Annotated in this window: 25 protein-coding genes; 17 read left to right on the top strand and 8 right to left on the bottom strand. The window is 71.0% G+C overall.

The window, feature by feature from the left end:
• Positions 1–27: 27 nt before the first annotated feature.
• Entirely contained in the window at positions 28–2,595 is a 2,568-nt protein-coding gene (locus AB0K12_RS04075) for a hypothetical protein (protein ID WP_364555373.1), read from the bottom strand.
• A 204-nt stretch (positions 2,596–2,799) separates the two neighbouring features.
• On the bottom strand, positions 2,800–3,156 hold the full coding sequence (locus tag AB0K12_RS04070) for a nucleotide pyrophosphohydrolase (RefSeq protein ID WP_364555371.1): 357 nt from the start codon (positions 3,154–3,156) through the stop codon (positions 2,800–2,802).
• 50 nt (positions 3,157–3,206) lie between these two features.
• On the opposite strand from AB0K12_RS04070, the gene AB0K12_RS04065 reads away from it, so the two are divergent.
• Entirely contained in the window at positions 3,207–3,638 is a 432-nt protein-coding gene (locus AB0K12_RS04065) for a MarR family transcriptional regulator (protein WP_364555370.1), read from the top strand.
• Between the two features lie 125 nt (positions 3,639–3,763).
• Here AB0K12_RS04065 and AB0K12_RS04060 read toward each other — a convergent pair whose 3' ends face one another.
• Together AB0K12_RS04060 and AB0K12_RS04055 are read right to left on the bottom strand one after the other, a co-directional pair.
• Entirely contained in the window at positions 3,764–4,510 is a 747-nt protein-coding gene (locus tag AB0K12_RS04060; RefSeq protein ID WP_364555368.1) for a maleylpyruvate isomerase N-terminal domain-containing protein, read from the bottom strand.
• Positions 4,511–4,572: 62 nt separating this feature from the next.
• The gene (locus AB0K12_RS04055) at positions 4,573–5,583 is read right to left on the bottom strand and encodes a LacI family DNA-binding transcriptional regulator (RefSeq protein WP_364555366.1); all 1,011 of its coding nucleotides are present in this window, start codon (positions 5,581–5,583) and stop codon (positions 4,573–4,575) included.
• Positions 5,584–5,729: 146 nt separating this feature from the next.
• On the opposite strand from AB0K12_RS04055, the gene AB0K12_RS04050 reads away from it, so the two are divergent.
• From AB0K12_RS04050 to AB0K12_RS04005, 10 genes are all read left to right on the top strand, one after another.
• Positions 5,730–7,010 carry an extracellular solute-binding protein gene (locus AB0K12_RS04050; protein ID WP_364555364.1) on the top strand — a complete coding sequence of 427 codons (1,281 nt, stop codon included), beginning with the start codon at positions 5,730–5,732 and terminating at the stop codon, positions 7,008–7,010.
• Positions 7,011–7,093: 83 nt separating this feature from the next.
• The gene (locus tag AB0K12_RS04045; protein ID WP_364555362.1) at positions 7,094–7,966 is read left to right on the top strand and encodes a sugar ABC transporter permease; all 873 of its coding nucleotides are present in this window, start codon (positions 7,094–7,096) and stop codon (positions 7,964–7,966) included.
• Complete coding sequence (locus AB0K12_RS04040) at positions 7,963–8,811, top strand: carbohydrate ABC transporter permease (RefSeq protein ID WP_355411816.1); 849 nt, start codon at positions 7,963–7,965, stop codon at positions 8,809–8,811. The genes AB0K12_RS04045 and AB0K12_RS04040 overlap by 4 nt, the downstream gene beginning before the upstream one ends.
• A 4-nt stretch (positions 8,812–8,815) precedes the next feature.
• Entirely contained in the window at positions 8,816–10,183 is a 1,368-nt protein-coding gene (locus AB0K12_RS04035; RefSeq protein ID WP_364555359.1) for a cellulase family glycosylhydrolase, read from the top strand.
• 72 nt (positions 10,184–10,255) lie between these two features.
• Entirely contained in the window at positions 10,256–11,221 is a 966-nt protein-coding gene (locus tag AB0K12_RS04030) for an STM4015 family protein (protein WP_364555357.1), read from the top strand.
• Between the two features lie 7 nt (positions 11,222–11,228).
• A complete protein-coding gene (locus tag AB0K12_RS04025) occupies positions 11,229–12,194 on the top strand; it encodes an STM4015 family protein (protein WP_364555355.1) in 966 nt (321 codons plus the stop codon).
• A gap of 61 nt (positions 12,195–12,255) precedes the next feature.
• A complete protein-coding gene (locus AB0K12_RS04020) occupies positions 12,256–13,302 on the top strand; it encodes an STM4014 family protein (RefSeq protein WP_364555353.1) in 1,047 nt (348 codons plus the stop codon).
• Positions 13,303–13,402: 100 nt separating this feature from the next.
• A complete protein-coding gene (locus AB0K12_RS04015) occupies positions 13,403–14,194 on the top strand; it encodes an STM4013/SEN3800 family hydrolase (protein ID WP_364555747.1) in 792 nt (263 codons plus the stop codon).
• Entirely contained in the window at positions 14,181–15,449 is a 1,269-nt protein-coding gene (locus tag AB0K12_RS04010) for an STM4012 family radical SAM protein (protein ID WP_364555351.1), read from the top strand. The genes AB0K12_RS04015 and AB0K12_RS04010 overlap by 14 nt, the downstream gene beginning before the upstream one ends.
• A complete protein-coding gene (locus AB0K12_RS04005) occupies positions 15,443–16,270 on the top strand; it encodes an STM4011 family radical SAM protein (protein WP_364555349.1) in 828 nt (275 codons plus the stop codon). Before AB0K12_RS04010 ends, AB0K12_RS04005 begins: the two co-directional genes overlap by 7 nt.
• Positions 16,271–16,276: 6 nt before the next feature.
• Here the strand turns inward: AB0K12_RS04005 and AB0K12_RS04000 are convergent, their stop codons facing one another.
• The 3 genes from AB0K12_RS04000 to AB0K12_RS03990 all read right to left on the bottom strand — a co-directional run bounded on the left by AB0K12_RS04000 (position 16,277) and on the right by AB0K12_RS03990 (position 19,376).
• Positions 16,277–17,449, bottom strand: coding sequence for a DUF6745 domain-containing protein (locus AB0K12_RS04000; RefSeq protein WP_364555347.1), 1,173 nt, complete (start codon positions 17,447–17,449; stop codon positions 16,277–16,279).
• Entirely contained in the window at positions 17,449–17,745 is a 297-nt protein-coding gene (locus AB0K12_RS03995) for a hypothetical protein (protein WP_364555345.1), read from the bottom strand. The genes AB0K12_RS04000 and AB0K12_RS03995 overlap by 1 nt, the downstream gene beginning before the upstream one ends.
• 68 nt (positions 17,746–17,813) lie before the next feature.
• Positions 17,814–19,376 (bottom strand): hypothetical protein, encoded by a 1,563-nt coding sequence (locus AB0K12_RS03990; protein WP_364555343.1) that lies wholly within the window; start codon positions 19,374–19,376, stop codon positions 17,814–17,816.
• An 85-nt stretch (positions 19,377–19,461) separates the two neighbouring features.
• On the opposite strand from AB0K12_RS03990, the gene AB0K12_RS03985 reads away from it, so the two are divergent.
• Positions 19,462–20,286, top strand: a complete 825-nt coding sequence (locus tag AB0K12_RS03985; RefSeq protein ID WP_364555341.1) for an SDR family oxidoreductase — start codon at positions 19,462–19,464, stop codon at positions 20,284–20,286.
• 94 nt (positions 20,287–20,380) lie between these two features.
• On the opposite strand, the gene AB0K12_RS03980 is transcribed toward AB0K12_RS03985, so the two are convergent.
• Positions 20,381–21,520, bottom strand: coding sequence for an FAD-dependent monooxygenase (locus AB0K12_RS03980; protein ID WP_364555339.1), 1,140 nt, complete (start codon positions 21,518–21,520; stop codon positions 20,381–20,383).
• A gap of 337 nt (positions 21,521–21,857) precedes the next feature.
• Between AB0K12_RS03980 and AB0K12_RS03975 the strand changes: the two genes are divergently transcribed.
• The 5 genes from AB0K12_RS03975 to AB0K12_RS03955 are packed head-to-tail and all read left to right on the top strand — an operon-like array spanning position 21,858 to position 26,023.
• On the top strand, positions 21,858–22,922 hold the full coding sequence (locus tag AB0K12_RS03975; protein ID WP_364555338.1) for an ABC transporter ATP-binding protein: 1,065 nt from the start codon (positions 21,858–21,860) through the stop codon (positions 22,920–22,922).
• A complete protein-coding gene (locus tag AB0K12_RS03970) occupies positions 22,915–24,009 on the top strand; it encodes an ABC transporter ATP-binding protein (RefSeq protein ID WP_364555336.1) in 1,095 nt (364 codons plus the stop codon). The genes AB0K12_RS03975 and AB0K12_RS03970 overlap by 8 nt, the downstream gene beginning before the upstream one ends.
• Complete coding sequence (locus AB0K12_RS03965; RefSeq protein ID WP_364555334.1) at positions 24,006–24,920, top strand: sugar ABC transporter permease; 915 nt, start codon at positions 24,006–24,008, stop codon at positions 24,918–24,920. The genes AB0K12_RS03970 and AB0K12_RS03965 overlap by 4 nt, the downstream gene beginning before the upstream one ends.
• A 5-nt stretch (positions 24,921–24,925) precedes the next feature.
• Positions 24,926–25,747 carry a carbohydrate ABC transporter permease gene (locus tag AB0K12_RS03960; RefSeq protein ID WP_345397205.1) on the top strand — a complete coding sequence of 274 codons (822 nt, stop codon included), beginning with the start codon at positions 24,926–24,928 and terminating at the stop codon, positions 25,745–25,747.
• Positions 25,748–26,023 carry a DUF2160 family membrane protein gene (locus AB0K12_RS03955; protein ID WP_345397202.1) on the top strand — a complete coding sequence of 92 codons (276 nt, stop codon included), beginning with the start codon at positions 25,748–25,750 and terminating at the stop codon, positions 26,021–26,023.
• The last annotated feature ends 12 nt before the right edge of the window (positions 26,024–26,035 follow it).

Genomic DNA, 26,035 nt, shown 5'->3' with positions numbered 1-26,035 from the left:
CGTCACCCTACGCGGGAGCGGGCCCCGTCAGGTCGTGTCCCCGGCGACGCGTGACTCCCCGCATCCGTGCGTCTTGGCGGTGGGGTGGCACTCGCGTACCGCCTTGATCTCCTCACCCGCCTCGACGGTCATGAGCCAGATCGCGCGGCCCTGGGCGTCGTGGTCGGTGGCGTCGGAGGAGAAGGCCACCGCGCCCGTCGCCCCGTCGAAGTTGAGGCCGCGCAGGTTGTAGTGCACGCCGGCGCGTACGGCGAGGGCGTCGGGGCTCTGGTTGCGGTAGGTGTTGAACGCCATGGCGACGGCCTGGACGGCGTCGTAGCCGAAGGCGGCGTGCACGTACGAGAAGGTCCGCGACGTCTTGTCGGCCCATCGCCACAGCACCTCCTGGCTCTGGTTGTCGGAGGGGTTCCTGGCGTCGGTCAGGGAGACGAACGACATGGTCACGGTGTGCTTGCCGGGGTTGCCGCGCACGTCGTTCGCGATCGCGCCGGTCACGTCGTCGGACGCCAGCAGCCGTACGCCGGCCCGCTGGCACGACGTGCCCCAGGCGCGCTGGACCATGGCCAGGAAGTCGGCCCTGCCGGTGTAGTAGAGCACCTTCGCCTCGGTGCGGCACGCGTCGCGCACGGCCGCTTCGAGCGAGGCGTCGTCGGTGAAGGGGTGCTCGGTCTTGTCCCCCTGGTACGCCGCCCAGAACAGGTCCCGCAGGTCCTTGCTGTAGAGCTCGCCGCGCTGTTTCTGCCAGACGACCGCCACGCCGGGCCTCCTGCCCACCGCAGGGTCGAGCCCGATCCGCTCCAGCCAGTGGACGGTGGCCTTCACCTGCAGCGTGTCCACGACCGCCAGCCGGTAGAAGTAGGGCGAGCGCCCTCGCTCGTCATCGACCGCGATCTGGTGCACGGTGCTGACCGTGCCGACCATCGGCATGTTGACCTTCGTCAGCCGCGTGACCGCCCGCCGCACCTCGTCCCTGCTCCACGCGAACCCGACGACGGCCGCCAGAGAGGGATCGCTCTTCGCGTGCCCGGCGATCTCATCGGCCGCGACCTCGGCTCCGAGGAAGTCCTGGCCGGTGTTGGCGAACAGCACCTTCATCTTCCAGTCGGACTTGCTCTTGTTGAACTCCGCCTGGTAGGCCCCGAGCCCGGTCAGCTCGCCCGCGACCGCCGTCATCTGGCCGTCCTTGAACTGGGCGCCCGGCTGCGTCGTCAGGGGGCCCAGATAGGCGATCTTGATGACCTTGGCGCCGAAGGGGATGTCGGCGTTCTGCTGCTCGATCTTGTTCGTCACCGGCTGCAGGGTCGCGTGCGGTGCGATCTTGTCCAGCGAGCCCAGGCCCACGCACTGGTCGGCCAGCTCGTGCAGGCCGGAGCCGCAGCCCAGCGCGTTCGCCGCCGTCACCGTCACCGGGGCGGCCACCAGCGTCAGCACGAACGCCCAGAACACCATCGCCCGCACGGGACGCAGCCGCCGTTCGGGACGCCGCCGCACCGTCGCCGGCTCCACCGGACGCGTCGTGTCGATCACGAGGTACGGGCTCGGCTGGAACCGGCGCATGGCCCTGCCCCATTCGGCGTACAGCTCGGCCGGGGCGTCGATGCCCCCGCCGTCGAACCGGGCATGGTGGGCGGCCGGCGGCACCGACGTGGAGACGACCAGCAGCAGCGGGCCCCGCTGGCCCGTGCCGACCCTGATCTCCTCGACCAGCTCGACGAACCGGCGCCCCGCCGTGCCGGGGTCGGCGTGCTTGATGCCCACGACGGGATAGGTGTGGCGGCCCCAGCCCGGCCACGCCCACGGGAACAGGCGGCGCCGGTAGGCCTGGCGGAGGTCCTCCAGCAGCGCGGCGACGAGCAGGCGTTCTGCCTGCTCCCGGTGCTCGTCCTCGTGTCCAGGCGGGAGCTCGGTGCCCGCGATGCGCATCGCGTAGTCGACGAGCGGCTCGCCCGCCCGGCGCGGCAGGTAGGGCGCCCGGCGGAACCAGCGGTAGGAGAGCAGGCCCCTGACCAGCAGCGTGGCGTGCAGCAGGGCGAGGACGACGGCCACTGCCGGGCTGATCAGCCAGAGCAGCAGATTGACGCCGTCCATGAACTGCTGCAGCCCGAAGGCCGTCAGCCCCGAGGCGGGCAGCCACGTGGTCATGGTGCGGCTGACATAGTCGGCCCAGCTGCGCAGCGCGGGTCCGGTGAACGTCTCCGCCTTCCGCCACGCGGTATGAGAGCGTACGTAGTCTTCGCGGGTCGGCGTTTCCCGGTGTTCTCCGCTCGCCGCTGGGTGCGCTTCCCGCCAGGCCCAGAGAATGCATCGGGTCAGCAGAAAACGGGGCGGCGGGAGCAGCGTGCCCCCGACCCAGCGCGTCAAAAGGCCGTCGCGAAGAGTCAGCTTCTCGATGACGCCCGCGACGTCGGGGGCGGCCGTCGCCTCTATGCGCGCGTGGGGCGCCCAGCGGCCGATTTTGTCGACGTCGTCAACGGCCTCGTCGGCCGCGCGCAGGTCGCCGGTGAAGACCAGAATCGGGCGGCCGTCTTCTCTGACCAGCGGGGAGGGGCGGCGTACGGCGTCTACTATCAGGGGATATGCGGGGGCATATGCCATGAGCGATCAATCCTCCCCATTGATGCTCGCCTGCGCGACTCGGTGGAACGAGGCTACTCAAGTCGCGCCTCCGCGTGTCGCAGCCTTGACGATCTATCCCGACTGTCGCACTTATGTGATCGAGCCTATAGCGCCAAGGTCAGATATATGCCGTAAAAATATCTGTTGGCATAAATGCCCCTTTGGGAACTAATTCCCGGGCGGTCACGTTCCGCTCGGTGGCGCCTTTCTGGCCGAGCCGCGGTAACGCTCGGCGTCGTAGCGGCGGTCGTTGTCCTCCAGCTTGGCCTGCGCCGCCGCCATCAGATCGACGCCCAGCACGTCGGCCAGGCGTACGAGGTAGAGGGTGACGTCGGCCAGCTCCGTACGCATGCGGTCGAGCGTCTCCCGATCGGGGCTCGCCGACTCCTCCGCCGTCAGCCACTGGAACTCGGCCACCAGCTCGCCGACCTCGCCGGCCAGCGCCATCGCGAGGTTCTTCGGCGTGTGGAACTGCTCCCACTCCCTGACCCGGGCGAACTCGCGCAACCGCGCGGCAAGGCACTCCAACTCGCTCGTCACGTCTCAGGACCCTACCGAGCCGTACCTGTATGTTGCTGAGCGTGAATGGGGTGGAATTGTTCCTGTTGGGCCGGGCACTGATGAAGATCGGCGAAGAGGCGATGCCGACGGAGGGGATCGGCGATCAGCCGACGAGCATGCGTACGGTGCTGATCGTGGTGAGCGATCTGCGGGCGCACCCGGACACGACGGTAGGCGAGATCGCCGCGCGTACGGGCCTGCCGCAGAGCGCCGTCTCGGCCGCGATCGCCCGGCTGCGCACGGCGGGCGCCGTGACGACCGCCACCGACCCCCGCGACCGCCGGCGCACGATCATCCGCGAGGCCCCCGAGGTCTCGGAGCGCGTGACCCGGGTCCGCGACACCCCCATCGACCACGCGCTGGCGGCGGCCCTGCGTACGGACGACCCCGAACACGTGCGCAAGACGGTCGCCACCCTGGAAGCCCTCGCCGACGACCTGATCCCCGACCGCCGCCCCTGACCCCCGGCCGATCTCCGACCGCCGCACCTGACCGCCGCACCTGACCGCCGCACCTGTTCGGCCCGGCCGATCTCCGACCGCCGCGCCGGCCGGCCGGCCGGCCGGCACCACCCGCCCTGGTCGCTCTACTGCGTCGCGGCTCGCAGCAGGTCGCGCAGGCGGGCGATCAGCTGCTCGTCGCCTGAAACGTTCAGCGAAGAGGCGTCGCCGCGCCCCCACAGCCACAGCAGCGTCTCCTGCGGAGCGCCCACGACCGACGCCTGCGCCTCCCCGTCGCCCGGGGTGACCTCGACGCCGGACGGGGCCATGCGGACCACCCATCGCCGCCCGCCCGCCTCGATCGCCACCGACCGGCCGTCGGCGGTCTTGAGCGCGTCGCCCAGCTCGTCGGGCCAGGAGGCCGAGGCGTAGGCCAGGAAGGCCACCAGCACCTCGTCGATGCCGTCGAGCGCCAGGTCGTCGGGGATCGGCGTGACGGGGCCGCCCGCGGCCAGCTCGGCGTCCACCCGGTGCACGACCACCTCCTGCGCCATCCTGCGGATCCAGAACCCGACCGTCTGGTCCGGTTCGTACCAGGTGAGCGTGGCATCCTCAGGCTTGCGCGTGGCGAACTCCGCCTTCAGCTCCCGCACGGCGCGGTCGAAGTATCCGGCGGGCTCGGCGGGGTCGGGCTCCGGCGGCCACGGGTCGGGCCAGGCGCCGGTCCGCATGATCTCGATCTTGTGCAGGAACACCTCCCCCGTGTGGAGGAGCACGTCGGAGGCCGTCCACCCGGGGCAGCACGGCACGGGCGCGGCGAGATCACGCACGGCGGCGGCCCGCAGGCGAGCGCAGTCGGCGTCGAGCAGCTCGAGGTATCGCGGGAAGTCCATGCGAAGGATTCAAACACATGATCGAGTCTTCGCGCGACGCTTTCCGCGGCACCCCGACAGGGCTACCCGTAGTGGGCCGTGCTCTCCCTGACGATCAGCTCCGTGGCCAGCTCGACCCGCTTCGTCTCCGGCACCTCTCCATGACCCATGGCGAGCACCGTCTTGGTGGCCAGCGCGGCCATCTCCTGGAGCGGCTGGCGGACGGTGGTGAGCGGCGGCCAGGCGGACTTGGCCAGCGGCAGGTCGTCGAAGCCGACGACGCTCAGGTCCTCCGGGACGCGCAACCCGCGCTGCCGGGCGGCCTCGAAGACGCCGAAGGCCATTAAATCGCTGGCGGCGAAGATGGCGGTGGGCGGCTCGGGCAGCGACAGCAGGGCGTGGCCCTCGTCGTGGCCGGACTCGACGAGGAAGGTGCCGCGCCTGATCAGCTCGGGCTCGACGGGCAGACCGGCGGTCTCGAGCGCGGCGCGGTAGCCGTCGATGCGGGCCTGGCTGCACAGCATGTCGGACGGCCCGCTGATCATGCCGATGCGCCGGTGGCCCAGCTCGATGAGGTGGCGGGTGGCGGCGAGCCCGCCATTCCAGTTGGTGGCGCCGACGGAGACGACGCCGGGCGCGGGCTCGCCCTCGGGGTCGACGACGGCGAACGGCAGTGACCGGGCACTGAGCTGGGCCTGGATGCCGGTGGACAGCCGGGAGGCGACGATGACGACGCCGTCGGTCCGCCGGGCGGCGAGGCGTTCGAGCCAGTCGCGCCCTGGACCGGCATGGGTGTGCAGGACGGAGATGACGACGCTGGCGCCGGCGTCGTGGGCGGCGCTCTCGGCTCCGCGGACGATCTCCATGGCCCACGGTGACTCGATCTCGGCGAAGACGAGGTCGACCAGGCCGGCCGGGGTGTCGTCCTGGCTGATGCGCCGCTGGTAGCCGTGCTCCTGCAGCAGGCGTTCGACACGATGGCGGGTCGCCGGAGCGACCTCCGGGCGCCCGTTGATGACCTTGGAGACCGTGGGGATGGATACGCCGGCCTCTTCCGCGATCAGTGCGATCGTGACCCGCCTCTTCGCTGACACAAATCGGGAGTGTATCCGAAAGTTTCGGTTTGGGATCGCTCCCATAGGGGGTGTTGACGCTTTACCTGGCGTTTACCTACGATCGCGGCAGCGAAACTATCGGGGGGTTCTCGAAACTTTCAACAGTCAGCTGAGGAAGGAACCCCATGAAACGCAGTCTGGTGGTGATCGCAACCGCCGTGCTCGTGGCCGGTTGCGGTGGCGGTGGAGGGGAGTCCGCTCCTCAGGAGAGTGGCGGAGCTCCCCAGAAGGTGACGCTTGAGTGGTGGCACCTGTCGACGGCGGACCCGCTCAAGACCCTGTGGGCCAAGCGGGCCAAGGAGTTCGAGGCCGCGAACCCGCACGTCACGATCAAGGCGACGGTCCTGGAGAACGAGGCGTACAAGGCCAAGCTCACCACGATCACGCAGTCGGGCAAGGCGCCCGACATCTTCGCCTCCTGGGGCGGTGGCGTGCTCAAGCAGCAGATCGACGCCGGCCTGGTCAAGGACATCTCGGCCGACGTCGCCGACGTCCTGCCGAACTTCACCCCCGCGTCGCTGAGCGCGTACCAGGTGGACGGCAAGACGTACGGGCTGCCCACCGACATCGGCCTGGTCGGCTTCTGGTACAACAAGAAACATTTCGAGCAGGCGGGCATCAGCGAGCCGCCCGCCACCTGGTCGGCGTTCCTTGACGCCGTCAAGAAGCTGAAGGCGGCCGGGATCACCCCGATCGCCCTCGCGGGCAAGGAGAAGTGGCCGGGCCACTATTACTGGGCCTACCTCGCGCTGCGCATCGCCGGCATCGAGGGGCTCAAGCAGGCGGAGACCGACCACGACTTCACCAAGCCCGACTTCATCGCCGCAGGTCAGCAGGTGAAGGCGCTGGCCGACCTGCAGCCGTTCCAGAAGGGCTTCCTCGGCGCGGCCTACTCGACCCCCGACGGCCAGGCCGCGCTGGTCAGCAACGGCAAGGCGGCCATGGAGCTGATGGGCCAGTGGGCGCCCGCCACGCAGAACGACGCGGGCAAGGGTCTCGGCGACGACCTCGGCTTCTTCCCGTTCCCCGCGGTCGAGGGCGGTAAGGGCTCGATCGACGACGCGTTCGGCGGCGGCGGCGGGCTGGCCGTGGGCACGGACGCCCCGAAGGAGGCCGTGGACTTCGTCAAGTTCATGACCCAGATGGACAAGCACTCCGAGGCCGTGGAGTCCGGCGGCGTGCTGCCGGTGCTCAAGGGCGAGGAGAGCGCGGTCAAGGACGCGAACCTCAAGGAGGTGGCCACGCAGCTGGCCAGCGCCACCGGCTACCAGCTCTACCTGGACCAGGCCTACCCGCCGGCCGTCGGACAGCAGGTCAATGACAGCGTGGCCGAGCTGTTCGCCGGGACGAAGACGCCGGAAGAGGTCGGCGCCGCCATCACCGAAGTGGCCAAGAGCGAAGGATGACGACACTCACGAGAGGGCCGGAAGCGGTCAAGCTTCCGGCCCCCGCCCCTGCCGGGAGGCGCCGCGGGCGCTGGGTGGGCATCATGCTGTTCCTGCTCCCCGCGCTCGTGCTGTTCCTGATGCTGGTCGTGACCCCGATGCTGGTGGCCCTGTACGCCAGCGTCTTCAAGTGGAACGGCTTCGGCGGCCTGCCGACCGACTTCATCGGGCTGGACAACTTCACCCGGCTGTTCACCAGCGAGATCTTCGCCCAGGACCTGTGGCACCTGCTGGTCCTGGTGCTCTTCTCGATCCTCATCCAGCTGCCGTTCTCGCTGGCCATCGCCATGCTGCTGAACCAGCGCATCCGCGGCAGGGCGCTCTACCGGGTGCTGTTCTTCGCCCCGTACGTGCTCAGCGAGGTCATCACCGGTGTGCTGTTCTCGCTGATCCTCTCGCCCGGCTCGGGCATGGCGAACCAGATCCTGGGACTGGTCGGGCTGGAGTCGGAGTTCCTGGCCGACCCCGACACCGTCATGCCGTCGCTGTTCGTGGTGATGACGTGGAAGTACTTCGGCTTCCACATGATGATCTACCTCGCCGGGCGGCAGAACATCCCGAACGAGCTGATCGAGGCCGCCCAGATCGACGGCGCCACGGGCTGGAAGACCTTCAGGTACGTGACGCTGCCGCTGCTCGGCCCGACGATCAGGATCAGCGTCTTCCTGTCGGTCATCTACACGATCCAGCTGTTCGACCTGGTCTGGATCCTGACCGGCGGTGGTCCGTCGCACTCCTCGGAGACGATGGCGGTCACCATGATGGAGTGGGGCTTCAAGCGTTCCCAGGTCGGCTACGCCAGCGCGATCAGCGTCGTGATGTTCGCGCTCAGCCTCATCTTCGCCCTCGTCTACCAGCGCTTCGTGATGCGCCGTGACCTGGAGGGCGCGACGACCTCGATGGGAGGCCGGCGATGAACCACAGGACCCGCAGGCCGCTCAAGCGGCGCCGCAACACGCTGCCCCTGCACGTGATCGCGGTGATCGTGGGCGCCTTCATGGTGGCCCCGGTCATCTACGCGCTGCTCGGCGGCTTCAAGGACAACAGCGAGCTGTCGGAGAACCCGTTCGGCCTGCCCGAGGCGTGGATCACCGCGAACTACACCGACGTGCTCGCCTCGGGCGCGTTCTGGCGGCAGGTGTGGAACAGCACGTTCATCGCGGTCGCCACGACCGTGCTGACCGTGGCGGTGTCGGCGCTGGCGGGGTTCGTCTTCGCCCGGTTCGCCTTCCGCGGCAGGGAGCTGTTCTTCATGCTGTTCACGGCGGGGCTGATGTTCCCGTTCGCGGTGGCGATCCTGCCGATCTTCGTCCTGCTGCGCACGCTCGGGCTGCTGGACAGCCCGCTCGGCGTCATCCTCACGCAGGCGGCCTTCGGCCTGCCGCTGACGATCATCATCCTGCGCGGCTTCTTCCGCAGCATCCCGGGTGAGATCGAGGAGGCCGCCACGATCGACGGATGCTCGCCGTTCGGGTTCTTCTGGCGCATCCTGCTGCCGATGGCCAGGCCCGCCATCGCCACCGTCTCCGTGCTGGCCATCGTGGGGAGCTGGAACAACTTCATGCTCCCGCTGGTGGTGTTCAGCGAGGAGGCGAGTTGGACGCTGCCGCTCGGCATCCAGCAGTTCCAGGGCCAGTACGCCTCCGACACCGCGCGCATCCTGGCCTACCTGATCCTGGCCATGGTGCCCGCGCTCGGTTTCTACGCCATTGCCGAACGACACCTGGTCGGTGGGCTCACCGCCGGCGCGACGAAGGGGTGAGTCCATGCTGCATGTGTCCGGAACCCAGCTCGTCACCGAGGACGACGCACCGGTACGACTGCGGGGGGTGGGTCTCGGGGGCTGGATGAACATGGAGAACTTCATCACCGGCTACCCGGCGAACGAGTCCGCCATGCGGCAGGCCGTGCGCGGCGTGCTCGGCGACGACCGGGCGGAGCTGTTCTTCGACCGGCTGCTGACCTCGTTCTTCACCGAGCGCGACGCCGACCTGCTGGCCGGGCTCGGCATGAACTGCGTGCGCATCCCGGTCAACTACCGCCACTGGGAGTCCGACGACCGGCCGATGGAGATCGACCCGCGCGGCTTCCGCCGTCTCGACCGGGTGATCGGGCTGCTCGGCGAGCGCGGCATCTACAGCGTGATCGACCTGCACGCGCTGCCGGGCTCGCAGAACCAGCACTGGCACAGCGACAATCCCACCCACGTCGCCGCGTTCTGGCAGCACCGGCACTTCCAGGACCGGGCGGTGCATCTGTGGGAGGTCATCGCCGACCACTATCGCGACCATCCGTGGGTCGCCGGGTACAACCCGGTCAACGAGCCGGGGGACGTGTCGGGGAAGGTGATCGGGCCGTTCTACGACCGGCTGGTGAAGGCGATCAGGGCGGCGGATCCGAAGCACGTGCTGTTCCTGGACGGCAACACGTACGCCACCGATTTCTCGATATTTCGGGAGGTGTACGAGAACACGGTTTTCGTCCTGCACGACTACGCGCTGGCCGGCTTCGCGCACGGCGGCCCGTACCCCGGCTACACGCGCGGTGAGTGGTGCGACCGGGACGAGCTGGAGCGCACGTTCGCCAAGCGCTCCCGCTTCCAGCGGGAGACCGGCACGCCGCTGTGGGTGGGCGAGTTCGGGCCGGTCTACACCGGCGACCCCGAGGTGGACGGGCAGCGCTACCAGATCCTGCGCGACCAGCTCGCGATCTACGACGCGCAGGACGTGGGCTGGTCGCTGTGGACGTACAAGGACGTCGGCCTGCAGGGCCTGGTACACGCCTCGGGGGCGTACCTGGACCGGTTCGGCGACGTCATCGCCAAGAAGCGGCGGCTCGGCGTGGACCGCTGGGGCTCCACCATGGAAGAGGCGGCCGACGTGCTGGCTCCGCTGCACGCGCTCGTCGAGAGCGAGTTCCCCGGCTGGGACCCCTACCCGTGGGGCGCCCGCTACCAGACGGACGACCTGATCAGGCACATCCTGATGGCGCAGGCGCTGCTGCCGGAGTACGCCGAGCGCTTCCGCGGGCTGAGCGACGACGAGCTGGCCGAGCTGGCCGACTCGTTCCTGCTGGAGCGGTGCGTACGCAGGCAGCCGCTGCTCGACCTGCTGTCCGCGAACCTCCAGGGCTGAGCCGATGCGGAATTGTCGGGTGGATCTAGTAGAACAGGAGCCGCCGCATCCCCCCGACACCTAGGACCGTCCGTGACCTTCGACGAGCAGCCCAGCCACTACGACACCTACCACGACTCCTACGCCGGGCTGCCGGTGTTCACCGTGCTGTGCGAGGAGAGCGAGGCCGAGGCGCCGCCCCCTGACCCGGGGGCGGTCGCCTGGAAGCTCGAGGCGAGCGAGTGGAACGACGACGCCCCCGAGGAGATCGCCGCGAGTGTCCAGTGGTTCTTCGAGCATGTCGACACCACGAAGGTCACGGCGATCGTCCTCGGCGAGTGGGAGGACAACTACGAGGAGAGCTGCGAGCCGGTCATCACGGCGCTCGCCGGCAACGCCGATCGGCTGCCTGAGCTGCGCTCGGTGTTCCTCGGCGCGATGTCGCCCGAGCAGTCCGAGATCTCCTGGATCCAGCAGGCCGACGTCACCCCGCTGCTGACCGCCTTCCCCCGGCTGGAGCGGCTGGAGGTGCGCGGCGGGACGGGGCTGGAGTTCCCGGCGGTGCGGCACGAGTCGCTGCGCGTGCTCAGGTTCGAGACCGGCGGGCTGCCCGCCGAGGTCGTCCGCGGGGTCGGCGACTCCGACCTGCCGGCGCTGGAGCACCTGGAGCTCTGGTTCGGCGTCGACGAATACGGCGGCGACTCGACGGTGGCCGACGTCGCGGGCATCCTCGCCGGTGAGCGCCTGCCCGCGCTGCGCCACCTCGGCCTGCAGAACTGCCCCTACGCCGACGAGCTGGCCGGCGCCGTGGCGGCCGCCCCCGTCGTGACCCGGCTCCAGACGCTGAGCCTGTCGATGGGCTCGCTCGGCGACGAGGGCGCGACGGCCCTGCTCAGCGGCCAGCCCCTCACCCACCTGCGCCGCCTCGACCTGCACCACAACTACCTGAGCGAAAGCATGGCCGCCCGCCTGCCGGCGGCGCTGCCGGGCGTCGAGCTCCGCCTCGACGACCGCCGCAGCCGCGAAGAGGACTGGCGCTACGTCGCGGTGAGCGAGTAACCCCGACGTGACCACCGATCCCACCCCCACCACGGCGGGGGCCACCGACCCGGGGGCGAGCTTTCTCGCCGATCCCGACCTCTACAGCGGTTATCGGTTCGCCGGGCTGCCGGTCGAGCAGCTGGGTGAGGCCGTCCCCTCGTCCCCCGAGCTGGTCGCCTGGCACGTCTTCGACTCCGTCGAGCCCGGTGAGCGGGGCGAGAGCGCCCTGCCCGGCGAGCTCGACGCGCTGCTCGGCCGTGTCGGGCCCGAGCGCGTGCATGCCCTGGCGGTCGGCGGCTGCAGCGTGTCCGACGCGCCCGAGGTGCTCGCCCGCTACGCCGACCGGTTGCCCGCGCTGCGCGCCGTCTTCCTGGGGTTCACGCCCACCGAGCAGTGGGAGATCTCCTGGATCGGCCACGGTGACATCACGCCGGTCCTGGAGGCGTACCCGCTGCTGGAGCGGCTGGAGGTGCGCGGCTCCGACGAGCTGGCGCTGCGGCCGGTCGCCCACGACCGCCTCAGGGTGCTGCGCTTCGAGAGCGGCGGCCTGCCCGGCGCCGTGGTGAGGGCGGTGGGCGCGAGCTCGTTCCCCGCGCTGGAGCACCTGGAGATGTGGCTCGGCACCCCCGCCTACTTCGGCGACAACACCATCGGCGACCTCGACGAGCCGCTGTCCGGCGCCCGGCTGCCCGCACTCAGGCGGCTCGGCCTGCGCAACAGCGAATACCAGGACGACATCGCCGCCGCCGTCGCCACCGCGCCCGTGGTGGCCGGGCTCCACGAGCTGAGCCTGGGCCGTGGCACGCTCACCGACCACGGCATGGAGGCGCTGCTCACCGGCCAGCCGCTGACCCACCTGCGCGTCCTCGACCTGCACCACCACTTCCTCAGCGAGCCCATGGTGGAACGGGTACAGCGGATGCTGCCCGGCGTGACCCTCGACCTGACACGCCCACTCGACGGCCGGCCTTACCTCGCGGAGTGGGAGTGACGTCGCACCTCACCGTGGTCAGCACACCGGGCGACAGGACGCTGGACATCGGGGAGCCGGAATGACCGTGCGGTTCGCGGTGGTCGGCACGCCGGGTGACCGGCGGGTCACGATGTTCCGCGACGCGGTCGTGGCGCGGGGGCTCGCGGAGCCGTACGTCGTGTCGTGGCGCGACGTGCTCGCCGGGCACGAGATCGGCGTGCCCGCGGGTTCGCTGCTGCGCATCGACTCGCCCGGCGAGGACGCGCGGGCCGACGCGTTGCTGCGCGGTCCCGGCGATCCGGCGCGCACCGGGGGCGGCGCGGCCTGGTACGCGTCGTTCTGCGCCGGGCTCGATCGGGTGGCGGCGATCCCCGGTGTGCGGCTGCTGGGTGACGTGGACGAGATCAAGGTGATGTTCGACAAGCGGCGCTGCCACGGGGTGCTGGCGGGGGCCGGAGTGCCGGTGCCGGAGGCGTTCGAGGCCGGTTCGTACGCCGAGCTGCGCGCTGAGATGGCCCGGCGGGGCTGGCACCGGGTGTTCGTCAAGCCCGCCCACGGCTCGTCGGCCGCCGGCGTGATCGCCTTCCAGACCCACGCCGGGCGGGTGCACGCCGTCACCTCGGCCGTCTGGCTGGACGGTGTGCTGTGCAACTCGCTCCAGGTCAGGACCGTGACCGAGGAGGCGGAGGTGCGGCGGCTGGTCGACGTCCTGGCGCCCGACGGGCTGCACGTCGAACGCTGGTTTCCCAAGGCGATGGCCGGTGGGCGGGCGTTCGACCTGCGGGTGGTGACGGTGGCGGGCCGTCCGACGCACGCCGTCGTCCGCACGAGCCGCTTCCCCATGACGAACCTGCACCTCGGGGGCGCGCGGGGCGACCTCGATGTCGTACGCCGGCGGGCCGGGCTGTGGGAGCGGGTGCTGGAGGTGTGCGCCGCTGCGGCGCGCTGCTTTCCGCGGAGTTTGAGTACGGGGGTCGACGTGATGGTGGGGACCGATTGGCGGTCCGTGGTGGTGGCGGAGGTCAACGCGTTCGGCGACCTTCTCCCGAGACTGGGGGATATTTCCGGACATGGTCGCGACACGTACGCCGAACAGGTCGAGGCGGTCCTGAATGGCCACCACTGACCGAAAGGGGTCGCACAGCCCGCACCCTGACCCGGCCCTGAGCACGCACCCCGGCGTGAACACCGGTCCGCGCCCCGGCGGCGACGACGCCGGCATCGACATGAACGCTGTCGTGGGGACGCACGACGTGCTCATGGTCACCCTCGACACGCTGCGCTACGACGTGGCCGTCGCGCAGGCCGAGGCCGGGTTGCTGTCCAACCTGCTGCCGCCCGGCGCGCACTGGGAGCGCCGGCACAGTCCCGGCAGCTTCACCTACGCCGCCCACGCCGCCATGTTCGCCGGGTTTCTGCCCACGCCGGTCACGCCGGGGCCGCATCCGCGGTTGTTCGCGGCCACCTTTCCCGGGAGCGAGACGACCGGGAAGGGCACGTGGGTGTTCGATGCGCCCGATCTGCCCACCGGGCTGGCGCGGGCGGGCTATCACACCGTCTGCATCGGCGGGGTCGGGTTCTTCAACAAGCTGACCCCGCTCGGGTCGGCGCTGCCCGGCCTGTTCGCGGAGAGCCACTGGGAGCCGGAGTTCGGCGTGACGAACCCCGAGTCGCTGGAACGCCAGATCGACCGCGCCGCCGAGGTGCTGGACCGCGTGCCTGGCCCGGTCATGCTCTTTCTCAACGTCTCGGCCCTGCACCAGCCCAACCACTTCTACCTGCCCGGCGTCAGGGAAGACTCCCTCGACAGCCACGCCGCCGCCCTGCGCTACGTCGACCGGCACATCGGCCGCCTCTACGCCCTCATGCGCCGCCGCCGTCCCTGCCTGGCCATCGTCTGCTCCGACCACGGCACCGCGTACGGCGAGGACGGGCACACCGGTCACCGCATCGGCCACGAGGTCGTCTGGACCGTCCCCTACACCCACTTCGTCCTGGAGAGTCATGCGGCCGTATGAGGGCTACGTCTACGCCTACCCGCACAAGACCGCCTACCGCCCCCTCGACCCGCGCCCGCACCTCAAGAAGGTCTGGGCCGGCGAGCGCCCCGGCGCCCTCTACGTGCACATCCCGTTCTGCGAGATGCGCTGCGGCTTCTGCAACCTGTTCACCCGCACCGGCGCCCCAGAGGAGCTGGTGACCGCCTACCTCGACACGCTCGAACGCCAGGCCCGCCAGGTGCGCGAGTGCCTGGAGGAGACCGCGTTCAGCACGGCGGCCTTCGGCGGCGGCACCCCCACCTACCTCAGCGCCCGCGAGCTGACCCGGCTGTTCGACCTGACCGAGCAGGCGATGGGCGTGGACCTGGCGCGGGTGCCGCTGTCGGTCGAGACCTCGCCCGCCACGGCCACCCCCGACCGCCTGTCGGTGCTGGCGGAGCGGGGCACCGCGCGGGTCTCGATCGGCGTGCAGAGCTTCGTGCCGGAGGAGGCGCGCTCGGCCGTACGCCCCCAGAAACGGGCCGAGGTGGACGCCGCTCTCGACGCGATCAGGGCCTCCGGCGTGCCCGTCCTGAACATCGACCTCATCTACGGCATCGACGGGCAGACACCGCGATCGTGGCGGTACTCGCTCGACACGGCGCTCGGCTGGCGTCCTGAGGAGATCTACCTCTACCCGCTCTACGTGCGGCCGCTGACCGGGCTGGGCAAGCAGGGCCGCGCCTGGGACGACCAGCGGCTGGAGCTCTATCGGGAGGGCCGCGACCACCTCATGGCCGCCGGGTACGAGCAGGTCTCGATGCGCATGTTCCGCCTGCCCGGCACCCCGTCCGCCGGCACCGACTACTGCTGCCAGACCGACGGCATGGTCGGCCTCGGCTGCGGCGCCCGCTCGTACACCGGCGGCCTGCACTACTCCTTCGAGTACGCCGTCGGCGCCCGCCACGTCCGCTCGATCATCGACGACTACGTGACCAGGGCCGACTTCGACGTCGCCAACGTCGGCTTCGCCCTCACCCCCGACGAGCGCAGGCGCCGCCACCTCATCCAGTCGCTGCTGCGCGCCGAGGGCATGTCGCGCCCCCTGTACGCCGCCCGCTTCGGCACCGACGTGCTCGACGACTTCCCGCTCGACGCGTTCGCCTCCTGGCTGACGATCACCGACGAGGCCATCACGCTCACCCCCGAAGGGCTCGCCCACTCCGACGCGATCGGCCCCGCCCTGTTCTCGCCGCGCGTGCGGGCCCTCATGGAGGCGTACGAGGCATGCTGACCATCCTCTATCGCGGTCCCCTCGCCAGCTGCGACTATGACTGCGCCTACTGCCCGTTCGCCAAGCGCCGCGACACCCCCGAGCAGTTGCGCGCCGACCGGGCCGCGCTCGAACGCTTCACCCGCTGGGCGGCCGGGCACGACGGCGAGCTGTCGATCCTGTTCACGCCGTGGGGCGAGGGGCTGGTCCGGTCGTGGTACCGGCGGGCGCTCGTCGAGCTGTCGTGGCTGCCCAACGTCACCAGGGTCGCCATCCAGACGAACCTGAGCTGCCGTACCGAGTGGCTGGCCGAGGCGTCGGAGCGGGCCGCGCTGTGGGTGACGTATCACCCGACGCAGGTGCCGTACGAGCGCTTCCTGACCAAGGTACGCTCACTCCCGGTGCGCCACAGCGTGGGCATCGTCGGCGACCCCGCCCACCTGCCGGACGCCCGGCGGCTGCGGGCCGACCTGCCGCCGGAGACGTACCTGTGGGTCAACGCCGAGGAGGGCCGCCGCTACACCGACGAGGAGGCCGCCGACTGGACGGCCGTCGACCCCCTCTTCCGCCACAGCCGCTTCCCCCACGCCAGCGCCGGCCTCCCCTGCCGCACCGGCGACACGGTGATCTCGGTGAACGGCGACGGCACCGTCCGCCGCTGCCACTTCGTCCCGGAGGTCCTGGGCAACCTGTACGACGGGTCGTACCGCGCCGCCTTACGCCCCCGCCCCTGCCCCGCGGCCCTGTGCGACTGCCACATCGGCTATGTGCACCTGGAACCGCTGGGCCTGTACGACGTCTTCACGGGCGGCGTCCTCGAACGCATTCCGCACGCCTGGTGAGGATGGTCAGGTCTCTCGCTCGGGGTGGTAGTCGCCCTCGGCGACGCCGAAGGTCCAGGCGACGCCCTGCCGGGCCCGCTCGGTCCACGGCGGGACGCGGAGGAAGTAGGTGCGGCGGGTGCCGTCGGGCTCGGGGGTGGAGTTGACCACCTCGACCATGGTCAGCGGCTCGTCGCCCTCCAGCTCGACCCGCCACAGCACGCCCGTCTCGTCGGAGTGGAGCGGCTCGGCGCCGGACTCGGCGAGGTAGCGTTCGGGGCCGAAGTGCTCCAGCATGGCGCGGCGCAGCTCGGCGTTGGGTTCGGCGCGGATGCGCTCGGGGGTGAGCGCGGTCATCGCGGCGCCGAAGCCGGCCGGCACCGGCATGCCGTGCCAGGCGTGCAGGGCGAACCCGTCGGCGTACGCCAGGGCCGGGCCCTCGGCGCGGTGCAGCCGTCCGAGGTCGTCGAGGTGCAGCTCCACGGGACGCTCGGTGACGACGGCCACCCGTTCGTACGGCCACCACCATCCCGCCTGCTCGGCCACCCGCTTCAGCCCGTCGAGCCCGTCGTGCCCGTCGAAGGCCGACAGCCAGGGCGCGTCGTGCTGCCCGAACACGGCGTCGAGCGTCACCTCGCGCAACACCGCCCCAAGCTCCCGCCCGCCCTGGCCCTGGGCCGCGCCGTCCTGCTCGCCATGCCCGCTCAGCTCGCCGATCGCCCGGCGAATGTCGTTGATCAGGCGTTCGGCCTGCGGCCAGAGGCGGCCGCCCGTGTCGGCCCAGAGGGCTGCCCAGCCGGCCGGGCCGCGCTCGGCGTAGACCGCCGCTCTGGCGCGCGCCCACGGCTGGGTGCGGAGGTCGTCGCGCACCGAACGTCCGGGGCCGTCGGGCAGCAGGGCGGGCAGGTCCGGGATCGGAAAGGCCCCCGCAGGACTCTCCGGCCCCAGCCCCGCCACGGTGCCGGGCTGAGCACCGGCCCGGCTCGACGGCCCCAGCCCCGCCGCGGCGAGCGCCGCGCGAGCCTGCGGGCCGCCTGCCAGCCAGGCCGCCGTGACCGCGCCCGTCGCCGGAGACGGCAGCACCAGGACCAGCTCGGGCTCGGCCAGCCCCGCCGCCCTGTAGGCCTGACGCACCGCCGCCTCGGCCCCCTCGCCCGGCCCGGTGGCGAGCGCGACCTGCTCCCATGTCAGCGTGGCCATCAGTCGGCCACCACCCGGTAGGAGCCGGGCACGTATTCGCGCTGCCTGATCACGCGGTACCAGCCCTTGGGCAGCGAGATCGCCGCGTGCTCCTCGTGCTCGAGCCGCCCGCCGTCGGGCAGGTGCAGGAACCCGTGGGACAGCGTGCCAGGACCGGGGATGGCGTGCGCGTGCCCGGTCGCCTCGCCGTAGGCCAGCACCAGCCGCCCGCGCGCGTCACGCGGCTCGGGACGCATCTTGGCGGGCGCGGACGCCTCTGGGACGGGCACGAGCAGGATGTCGCCCTGTCGGTACATCGACCAACCTCCATCGTTCGGGGGATGATCGAAAACTAGCGGGCCCCACCGACAAAACCCGGGGCTCCTCAGGGCATCACGTAGGGGGTGGTGCTGGTGTGGCCGGCCGCGTTCGTAGCGGTGATCGCGGTCCAGGGTGACGTGGGCTCGTAGGGCGCCCAGGCCGTCTCCAGGCGGGAGCGGGCGTACCACTCCTGCTTCACCGGCGTCTCACCGAAGGTCAGCGTGCCGCCCCGCAGGTTGTAGCCCTCCACCTGCACGCCGGGCCGCCCGTTCACGGCCTTCCGGTACGCCGCCACGATGATCGGCTGCTGCCACCCGGCCGCGATGTCGTCGGCCAGCGAAGGCGTGTCGTGGCGGGCCTGGCAGGTGAAGAACGGATCCCAGCCGTACGAGATGATCTTGGCGGGGTGCCGCCCGGCGGCCATGACCTGCTGGTCGAGCCGGGCCTTCGTGGTACGCCCGCGCAGCGGCAGCGGGTCCACCCGGCCGCACTCCCCCGCGACGGGCGTGGGCTCGAAGCCTTCCACGTTCACCCACAGCTCGACCCCGTCGGGCACCTCGCGGGCCGCCGCCTCGACGTAGTCGGTGGTGGACCCGTGATACGCCTGCCCGTTGCGTACCGCCCCCACGACGGGCACCAGCCGCGCGGCCACGGCCGCGTCGGTCTCGTGCGGGCCGTGCACCGGCACCTTGCCCGTGCCCCGCCCGTCCTGGACGGCGATCGCCATGGGCAGCCCGTGCCGGGTGCCCGCGATGTCCGCGATACCCTCAGGCACCTGCGACGGCGGGAACCCGCGCCCGCGCCGCGCGTCGATGTACGGGCTGACGACGATCTTCTTGCCCGGCAGCGCGTCGGCGACGACGGCGTGCTGGGCGGCGTACAGGGCGATGATCGGATCGCGCTCGGACCGCGCCCGCGCGGCCAGCTCGAACGACTGGTACACCCCGCCGAACGCGGCCCCGAACCGCCCCCGGTAGTCGGCGAGCACCCGCGCGGTGAACGCGTTGAGCGCGGCGGTGTGGGCGAGGTCCGGCTCCCACGGCTTGCCCGCGCGCTGCGGAGCGGCGGGCAGCCCGGGGAAGACGGTCATCCCGTACGCGGCCGCCTCCCGCATCAGGTTGCCGAGCCCGTCACCGTCGGTGGCGACCAGCACCAGGTCATGGGCGGGAGCGGCGCACGAGCCGGCCAGCGTCAGCCGGTAGAAGATCCGCCCGTCGCTCTCCACGCGCCGGTCGAGGCCGGGGCAGCGCAGCAGCCCTTCGCCGAACTCCTCGCTGGTGACGTACGTGTAGACGCGCCGCACCCCGGGCACCTCGGCGCACGGCCGCCCGTCCACCCGGCAGGCGGCGAAGTCGGGACCGGGCGGCCCGGCCGCGAACCTGGGCCCGAACGTGATCAGCGTGTCGCCCCCGATGGCGTGGATCGCCTCGACCATCCGCCGGGTGACGCACGGGTCGGCGCGCGGCATCACCCAATAGCCGGTCACCGCGTAGGGCGCGGCCACCCGCAGGTCGCGCGGCGGGCACTCGTCGTCCTTCTGCGCCGGTGCGTCAGGCACGACCAGGCCGGCCACGAAGGCGGCCGCCACCACCAGCCACAGGATCCGGTGCACCCACACCCCTTCCACGCGCACCCTCCAGACTACGCACCACCCCCGCATGCGGGCGATCACCGGCGATCACGGAGAATGGCCGGCAAGGGGGTACACCACAGTGCGCATCGATCTCACAGGCAAGACCGCTCTCGTGACCGGTTCGACCCAGGGCATCGGGGCGGCCATCGCCACCGGGCTCGCGCGGGCCGGCGCCCGCGTGGGGATCAACGGCCGCGGCGAGGGCTCGGTGGCGGCGGCCATCGAACGGATGGACAACGAGCGCATCGACGCCGGGCGCGAAGCCGGCGAGCACCTGCGCTACGACCTGGTGGCCGCGCCGGGCGACGTCTCGACCGACGAGGGCTGCGAGCAGGTGCTGCGGATGCTGCCGCACGTCGACATCCTGGTCAACAACCTCGGCATCTTCGGCGCCAAGCCGCCGCTGGAGATCGAGGACGACGAGTGGCGGCGCTATTTCGAGGTGAACGTGCTGGCCGCGGTCCGGCTGACCCGGGCGTACCTGCCCGGCATGAAGGAGCGGGGCTGGGGCCGCATCCAGTACATCGCGAGCGACTCCGCCGTCGTCATCCCGGCCGAGATGATCCACTACGGCATGTCGAAGACGGCGCTGCTGGCCGTCTCCCGGGGCTTCGCCAAGGAGGCGGCGGGCAGCGGGGTCACGATCAACTCGGTGATCGCGGGGCCGACCCACACCGGCGGCGTCGAGGACTTCGTCTACCAGCTCGTGGACCGCGACCTGCCGTGGGAGGAGGCGCAGCGCGAGTTCATGCGGCTGCACCGGCCGCAGTCGCTGCTCCAGCGCCTGATCGAGCCCGAGGAGATCGCGAACCTGGTCGTCTATCTCAGCTCGCCCTTCGCCTCGGCCACGACGGGGGCGGCCGTGCGGGTGGACGGCGGCTACGTGGACTCGATCCTTCCCTGACGGGCTTCTGTCGAACAGAACCAGTCCGGCCTCTCCTGCGATGTCCCAGGTGGCGTAGCCGGGCAGGACCTTGACCGGCTCGACGATGGCGGGGTCAGCGGCGGTCGAGGCCCGACAGTTGCCGGGCGAGGCGGCGGCGGACCGCCGGGAGGTGGCCGGCCAGGGCGAGGACGGCGTTGCGCAGGGGGCGGGCGGCGGCGCGGGCGGTGGCCAGCCGGGTGAGGCGGGAGGCCAGGGCGACCACCTTCTCCGCGACCGGGCGCCTGGCCGCCGCGTAGGCGTCGAGCCGTTCGTCCGGGGCGCCGTTCAGGACCTCTGAGAGCGCCTCGCCCACCTGGACGGCGTCTTCGATGCCCAGGTTCATGCCCTGCCCGCCGGCCGGTGAGTGCACGTGGGCCGCGTCGCCGGCGAGCAGGACGCGGCGGTCGCGGTAGGTGTCGGCGATGCGGTGGTGGACGCGGAAGCGGGAGCCCCAGACGACTTCCTCGACGACGGCGGGCTCGGACTCCGGCCCGCGCGTGTCGAGCAGCCGCTGCACGAACGCGACGCCGGGCTCGCGCGGCGCCTCGTCCACGGTGGCGACGATCCGGTACATGCCGTCGGGCAGCGGCGCGACGACGACCAGGCCGTCGGGCGAGAAGTAGAGGATGACCTCGCCCTTGGGCACCCCGCCGTGCAGCCGCACGTCGGCGAGGACGAACGACTCGGCGTACGTGCCGCCGGCGAAGCCGATCCCGGCCTGCTCGCGGACGGTGCTGTGCATCCCGTCGGCGCCGACCAGGTAGGAGGCGCGCAGCGTGCGCCCGTCGTCGAGGGTGGCGGTGACGCCGGCGGCGTCCTGGGTGACGGCGGTGACGCGGGCCGGCCGCAGCACCCGCCCGCCCAGCTCCTCGAACCGGGCCAGCAGGTACGCCTCGGTGTCGGCTTGGGAGATCATCAGTGTGTACGGGTACCGCGTCGGGAGCCCGTCGAAGGGCACCGGCACCAGCACCCGGTCCCGGTCGCGGACGGTGAAGCGCGGTGTCGGCACCCCCCGCGTGAGCAGGTCGCCGGTCACCCCGTACGGCTCCAGCAGCTCCAGCGTGCGCGAGTGCACGACGGCGGCGCGCGAGGTGTTCGCACCCTCGGCCTGCCCGTCCACGATGTCGACGCGGTGACCGCGCTGGGTGAGGACCAGAGCGGCGGTGAGCCCGACGGGGCCGGCGCCGACGACGATCACTTCCGTGGCATTCATGTCTCCTCCTCGGAACGAAGCCAACATCTGTTGGCCAACACCTGTAGACGCTACGCCGCCGCTCAGGGAGCGTCAACACCCGTAGGCCAACACGTGTTGACAACACGAAGGCCGACCCTCCGCGCCCCTATGGCCCACACGTCCTGAAATTTCCACCGCCGCCGACATGACCAGCGCAGAAATCGCCACCGCGATAGAACTTCCCGTTCACCATTTCATGGACCTTGACAATGAACAGAAAACCCCAGTAACACCAGCCTCACAGACCACGACAGCAACCTTTGCAGGCCCATTCAGATCATGTTAGAAGGGAGGGAAGCAGAGAGGACCGGGCACCGTGACGGTGATTCTCGACGGCGTCTCCGTGCGTTCGCGCGGCGAAGTCTGGCTGGCCGACGTCAACCTCGAATTATCCCCTGGAATGACCACCCTGATCGGCCCGATGACGGCGGGAAAGACGACGTCGATGCGGGTCGCCGCCGGTTTGCTGACCCCCGACGCGGGCCGCGTGCTGGTCGACGGCAAAGACGTCACACGAATGTCGGTGCGCAAACGTTCGGTGGCCTTCGTCTACCAGCAATTCATCAATTATCCGTCGCTCACCGTCTACGAGAACATCGCCTCACCGCTCCGCCTCGACCCCCGCTTCCGGCGCGACGGCGTGGACCGCCGGGTGCGCGAGGTGGCCGAGCTGATGGGCATCGAGAGCCTGCTGCGGCGCCGGCCCGCCGAGCTGTCGGGCGGCCAGCAGCAGCGCACCGCCATCGCCCGCGCCCTGGCCCGCCCCGTCGATCTGCTGCTGCTCGACGAGCCGCTGGCCAACCTCGACTTCAAGCTGCGCGAGCAGCTGCGCGCCGACCTGAAGAGCATGTTCGCCGGCTCGCCGGGCGTCGTGCTCTACGCCACCGCCGACCCGGCCGAGGCGCTGACGTTCGCCGCGCCGACCGTGGTGCTCGGCGAGGGCAGGGTGCGGCACGTCGGCGACGTCGCCGACATGTACGCCCGCCCGCCCACGCTGGCCGTGGCCGCCACGCTCAGCGATCCCCCGCTCAACGTGCTGCCCGGCGTCGTCAGGGACGGCCGGGTCGAGGTGCTCGGCGCCGCCGGCGAGCAGGAGGTCGTGCTCGGCGTACGCCCCCACCAGGTGACGATCGGCCGGGGCCGGCCCGGCGCGCTGGAGCTGCCCGCCGAGATCAGGCTCGCCGAGGTGACGGGCAGCGCGACGTTCCTGCACCTGCTCCTCCAGGGCGGCCGCCACCTGGTCGCCCACCTGCCGGGCACCCAGCGGTTCACGCCCGGCGAGACCACGCGCGCCTACATCGATCCGGCCCACGTCCTCGTCTTCGACAAGGACGGCCGGCTGGTCGGCACGAGCACGGCGGAGGTGGGCCGGCATGGCTGACATCCGGCTCGACGGCGTGGGCCACAGCTACGACGGCGGGCAGACCTGGGCGCTGAAGCCGATGACGTGGACGTGGCGCGACGCGCGGGCGTACGCGCTGCTCGGCCCCAGCGGCTGCGGCAAGACGACGCTGCTGAACATCATCTCCGGCCTCATCACCCCCACGGTGGGCCGCGTCTACTTCGACGACCGCGACGTCACCGGCGTGCCGACGGCGGGCCGCGACATCGCGCAGGTCTTCCAGTTCCCCGTCCTGTACGAGGAGATGTCGGTCTACGACAACCTGGCCTTCCCGCTGCGCAACCGCAAGGTGCCGAAGCAGGAGGTGGACCGGCGGGTCCGGCAGGTCTCGCAGTTGCTCGGTCTCGACCAGGTGCTGGGCCGCAGGTCGCGCCGGCTCGACCCGGGCCGCCAGCAGATCGTCAGCCTGGGCAGGGGCCTCGTCCGCTCCCAGGTGGCCGCGGTGCTGCTGGACGAGCCGCTGACGGTGGTGGACCCGGCGATGAAGTGGACGCTGCGCAGCAAGCTGAAGGAGATCCACCGCGACACCGGCCACACGCTCATCTACGTCACCCACGACCAGACCGAGGCGCTGACGTTCGCCGACGAGGTGGTGGTGGTCAACGGCGGCGAGATCGTCCAGGCCGGAGAGCCGGCGGAGCTGTTCCTGTCGCCGGCGCACGAGTTCGTCGGGCACTTCATCGGGTCGCCCGGCATGAACGTGGTGCCGGCCGAGATCGCCGGCGGCGTGGTCCGCGTGGCCGGCGGCGACGTGGGCGCGGCGGACGACGGCCTGCCGCCCGGGCCGGTGAGGATCGGGGTGCGGCCGGAGTTCGTGGAGATCGGCGGGCCTGAGACGTCGCCAGGCGTGCCGGCCAGGGTGACCGGGGTGGACAGGATGGGCGCGTACGACCTGGTCCACACGGTGGCCGGCGAGCACCGCGTGATCGTCAAGACCGAGGCGGGCGCGCCCTACCGGCCGGACGACGGCGTCCGCCTGCACTTCCCCGCCGAACGCACGTTCCTGTTCAGGGACCAGGTCAGGTGCGGCTCGCTCGCACCCCTGCATGAGAGGGGCCTGGCGTGAGCGAGCAGGCGGCGGTCGGGACGGAGGTGGCGGACGAGCCGCGCGTCACCCCCAAGCGCCGCGACAACCGGGCCTGGTGGCTGGTGCTGCCGGTGGTGGTGTCGGTGGCGTTCACGGCGGTGATCCCGCTGATGACCGTGGTCAACTTCTCGGTGCAGGACGTCTTCGGCCCGCACGACCGGGTGTTCGTCGGCCTGGAGTGGTTCCGGTCGATCGCGCGTGACCCGGAGGTGCGCGGGGCGCTGCTGCGCACGCTGCTGTTCTCGGCGCAGGTGCTGCTGCTGGAGATCCCGCTCGGCGTGGCGCTGGCCGTGGTGATGCCGCGCAGGGGCGTCGGCGTGTCGGTGGCGCTGGTGCTGGTCGCGCTGCCGCTGCTCATCCCGTGGAACGTGGTGGGCACGATCTGGCAGATCTTCGCCCGCGGCGACATCGGGCTGGGCGGCTGGACGGTCAACAACGTGCTCGGCGTCAACTTCAACTACACGCTCGACTCGACCGACGCCTGGATCACGGTGCTGGTCATGGACGTGTGGCACTGGACGCCGCTGGTGGCGCTGCTGGCGTACGCGGGGCTGCGCTCGATCCCCGAGCCGTACTTCCAGGCCGCGCAGATCGACGCGGCCTCGGCGTGGGCCACGTTCCGGCACATCCAGCTCCCCCGGCTGCGCGGGGTGCTGACGATCGCGGTCCTGCTCAGGTTCATGGACAGCTTCATGATCTACACCGAGCCGTTCGTGGTGACGGGCGGCGGGCCGGGCAACGCGACGTCGTTCCTCAGCATCCTGCTGTCGAAGATCGCGGTCGGCCAGTTCGACCTGGGGCCAGCGGGCGCGTTCTCGCTGCTCTATTTCCTCATCGTGCAGGTCTTCTGTTACGTCTTCTTCACCGTGCTCACCAGGTCGGGGAGGTGAGGTGGATGGCGCGGACCACCGGCCGGCGGCTCCCCTGGGCGCGCACGGTCTTCTGGTTGTACGTGGCCACGCTCATGCTGCCGCTGCTGTGGATGTTCGGCATGTCGATCAGGCCCAACGAGGACATCCTCGGCAGTTTCTCGCTCATTCCGCAGCGGGTGACGTTCGACAATTACGCCGCCTTCTTCGGCGACCCGGCGTGGTATTCGAGCTACCTCAACTCGATCATTTACACCTCGCTGAACGCGGTGCTGTCGCTGCTGGTGGCGCTGCCCGCGGCGTACGCGTTCTCGCGGTTCCGCTTCGCCGGCGACAAGCATCTGTTCTTCTGGCTGCTGACCAATCGCATGGCGCCGCCGGCGGTTTTCCTGCTGCCGTTCTTCCAGATCTACCAGAGCGTCGGCCTGTTCGACACGCATCTCGGCGTGGCCATCGCGCACATGCTGTTCAACGTCCCGCTGGCGGTGTGGATCCTGGAGGGATTCATGTCCGGAATTCCACGGGAAATAGACGAGACCGCGGCCGTCGACGGTTATTCGCTGCCGCGTTTCTTCATCAGGATCTTCCTGCCGATGATCCGCTCGGCGATCGGCGTCACGCTGTTCTTCTGCTTCATGTTCAGCTGGGTCGAGCTGCTGATCGCGCGGACGATCACCTCGGTCGACGCCAAGCCCATCGCGGCGACGATGACCCGCACGGTGAGCGCGGCCGGCGTGGACTGGGCGCTGCTGGCTGCGGCCGGCGTGCTCACGATCGTGCCGGGTGCGGTCGTCATCTGGTTCGTGCGCAACTACATCGCCAAGGGCTTCGCGCTGGGGAGGGTCTAGATGCTCGAGTGGATGGTCTGGACCGTCCCGACCGCCCTGGTCTTCGCCGGACTGGCCCTGCTGCTGGTCGTCATGGCGGTGTGGGCGCGCATCTCGCCGCCCGTCGCGAGGCGGGGGTTCCTGCGCATCGAGACCGATCGCGGTGACCGGCTCTACATCGGCCTGATCAGCGCCGCCGTCGTGCTGGCCGGCTGGATCGCGATCACCGACCTGTCCATGTGGCTCGCGCTCGGCTGCGCGGTGCTGGTGGCGGTCGTGATCGGCATATGGGGATGACAGAGAAGGAGC

It is taken from the genome of Nonomuraea sp. NPDC049419 (assembly GCF_040676995.1).
GTDB classification, from domain to species: Bacteria; Actinomycetota; Actinomycetes; order Streptosporangiales; family Streptosporangiaceae; genus Nonomuraea; species Nonomuraea salmonea.
The sequence above is the reverse complement of the archived record's forward strand: the minus strand, read 5'-3'. Positions and strand labels throughout refer to the sequence as shown.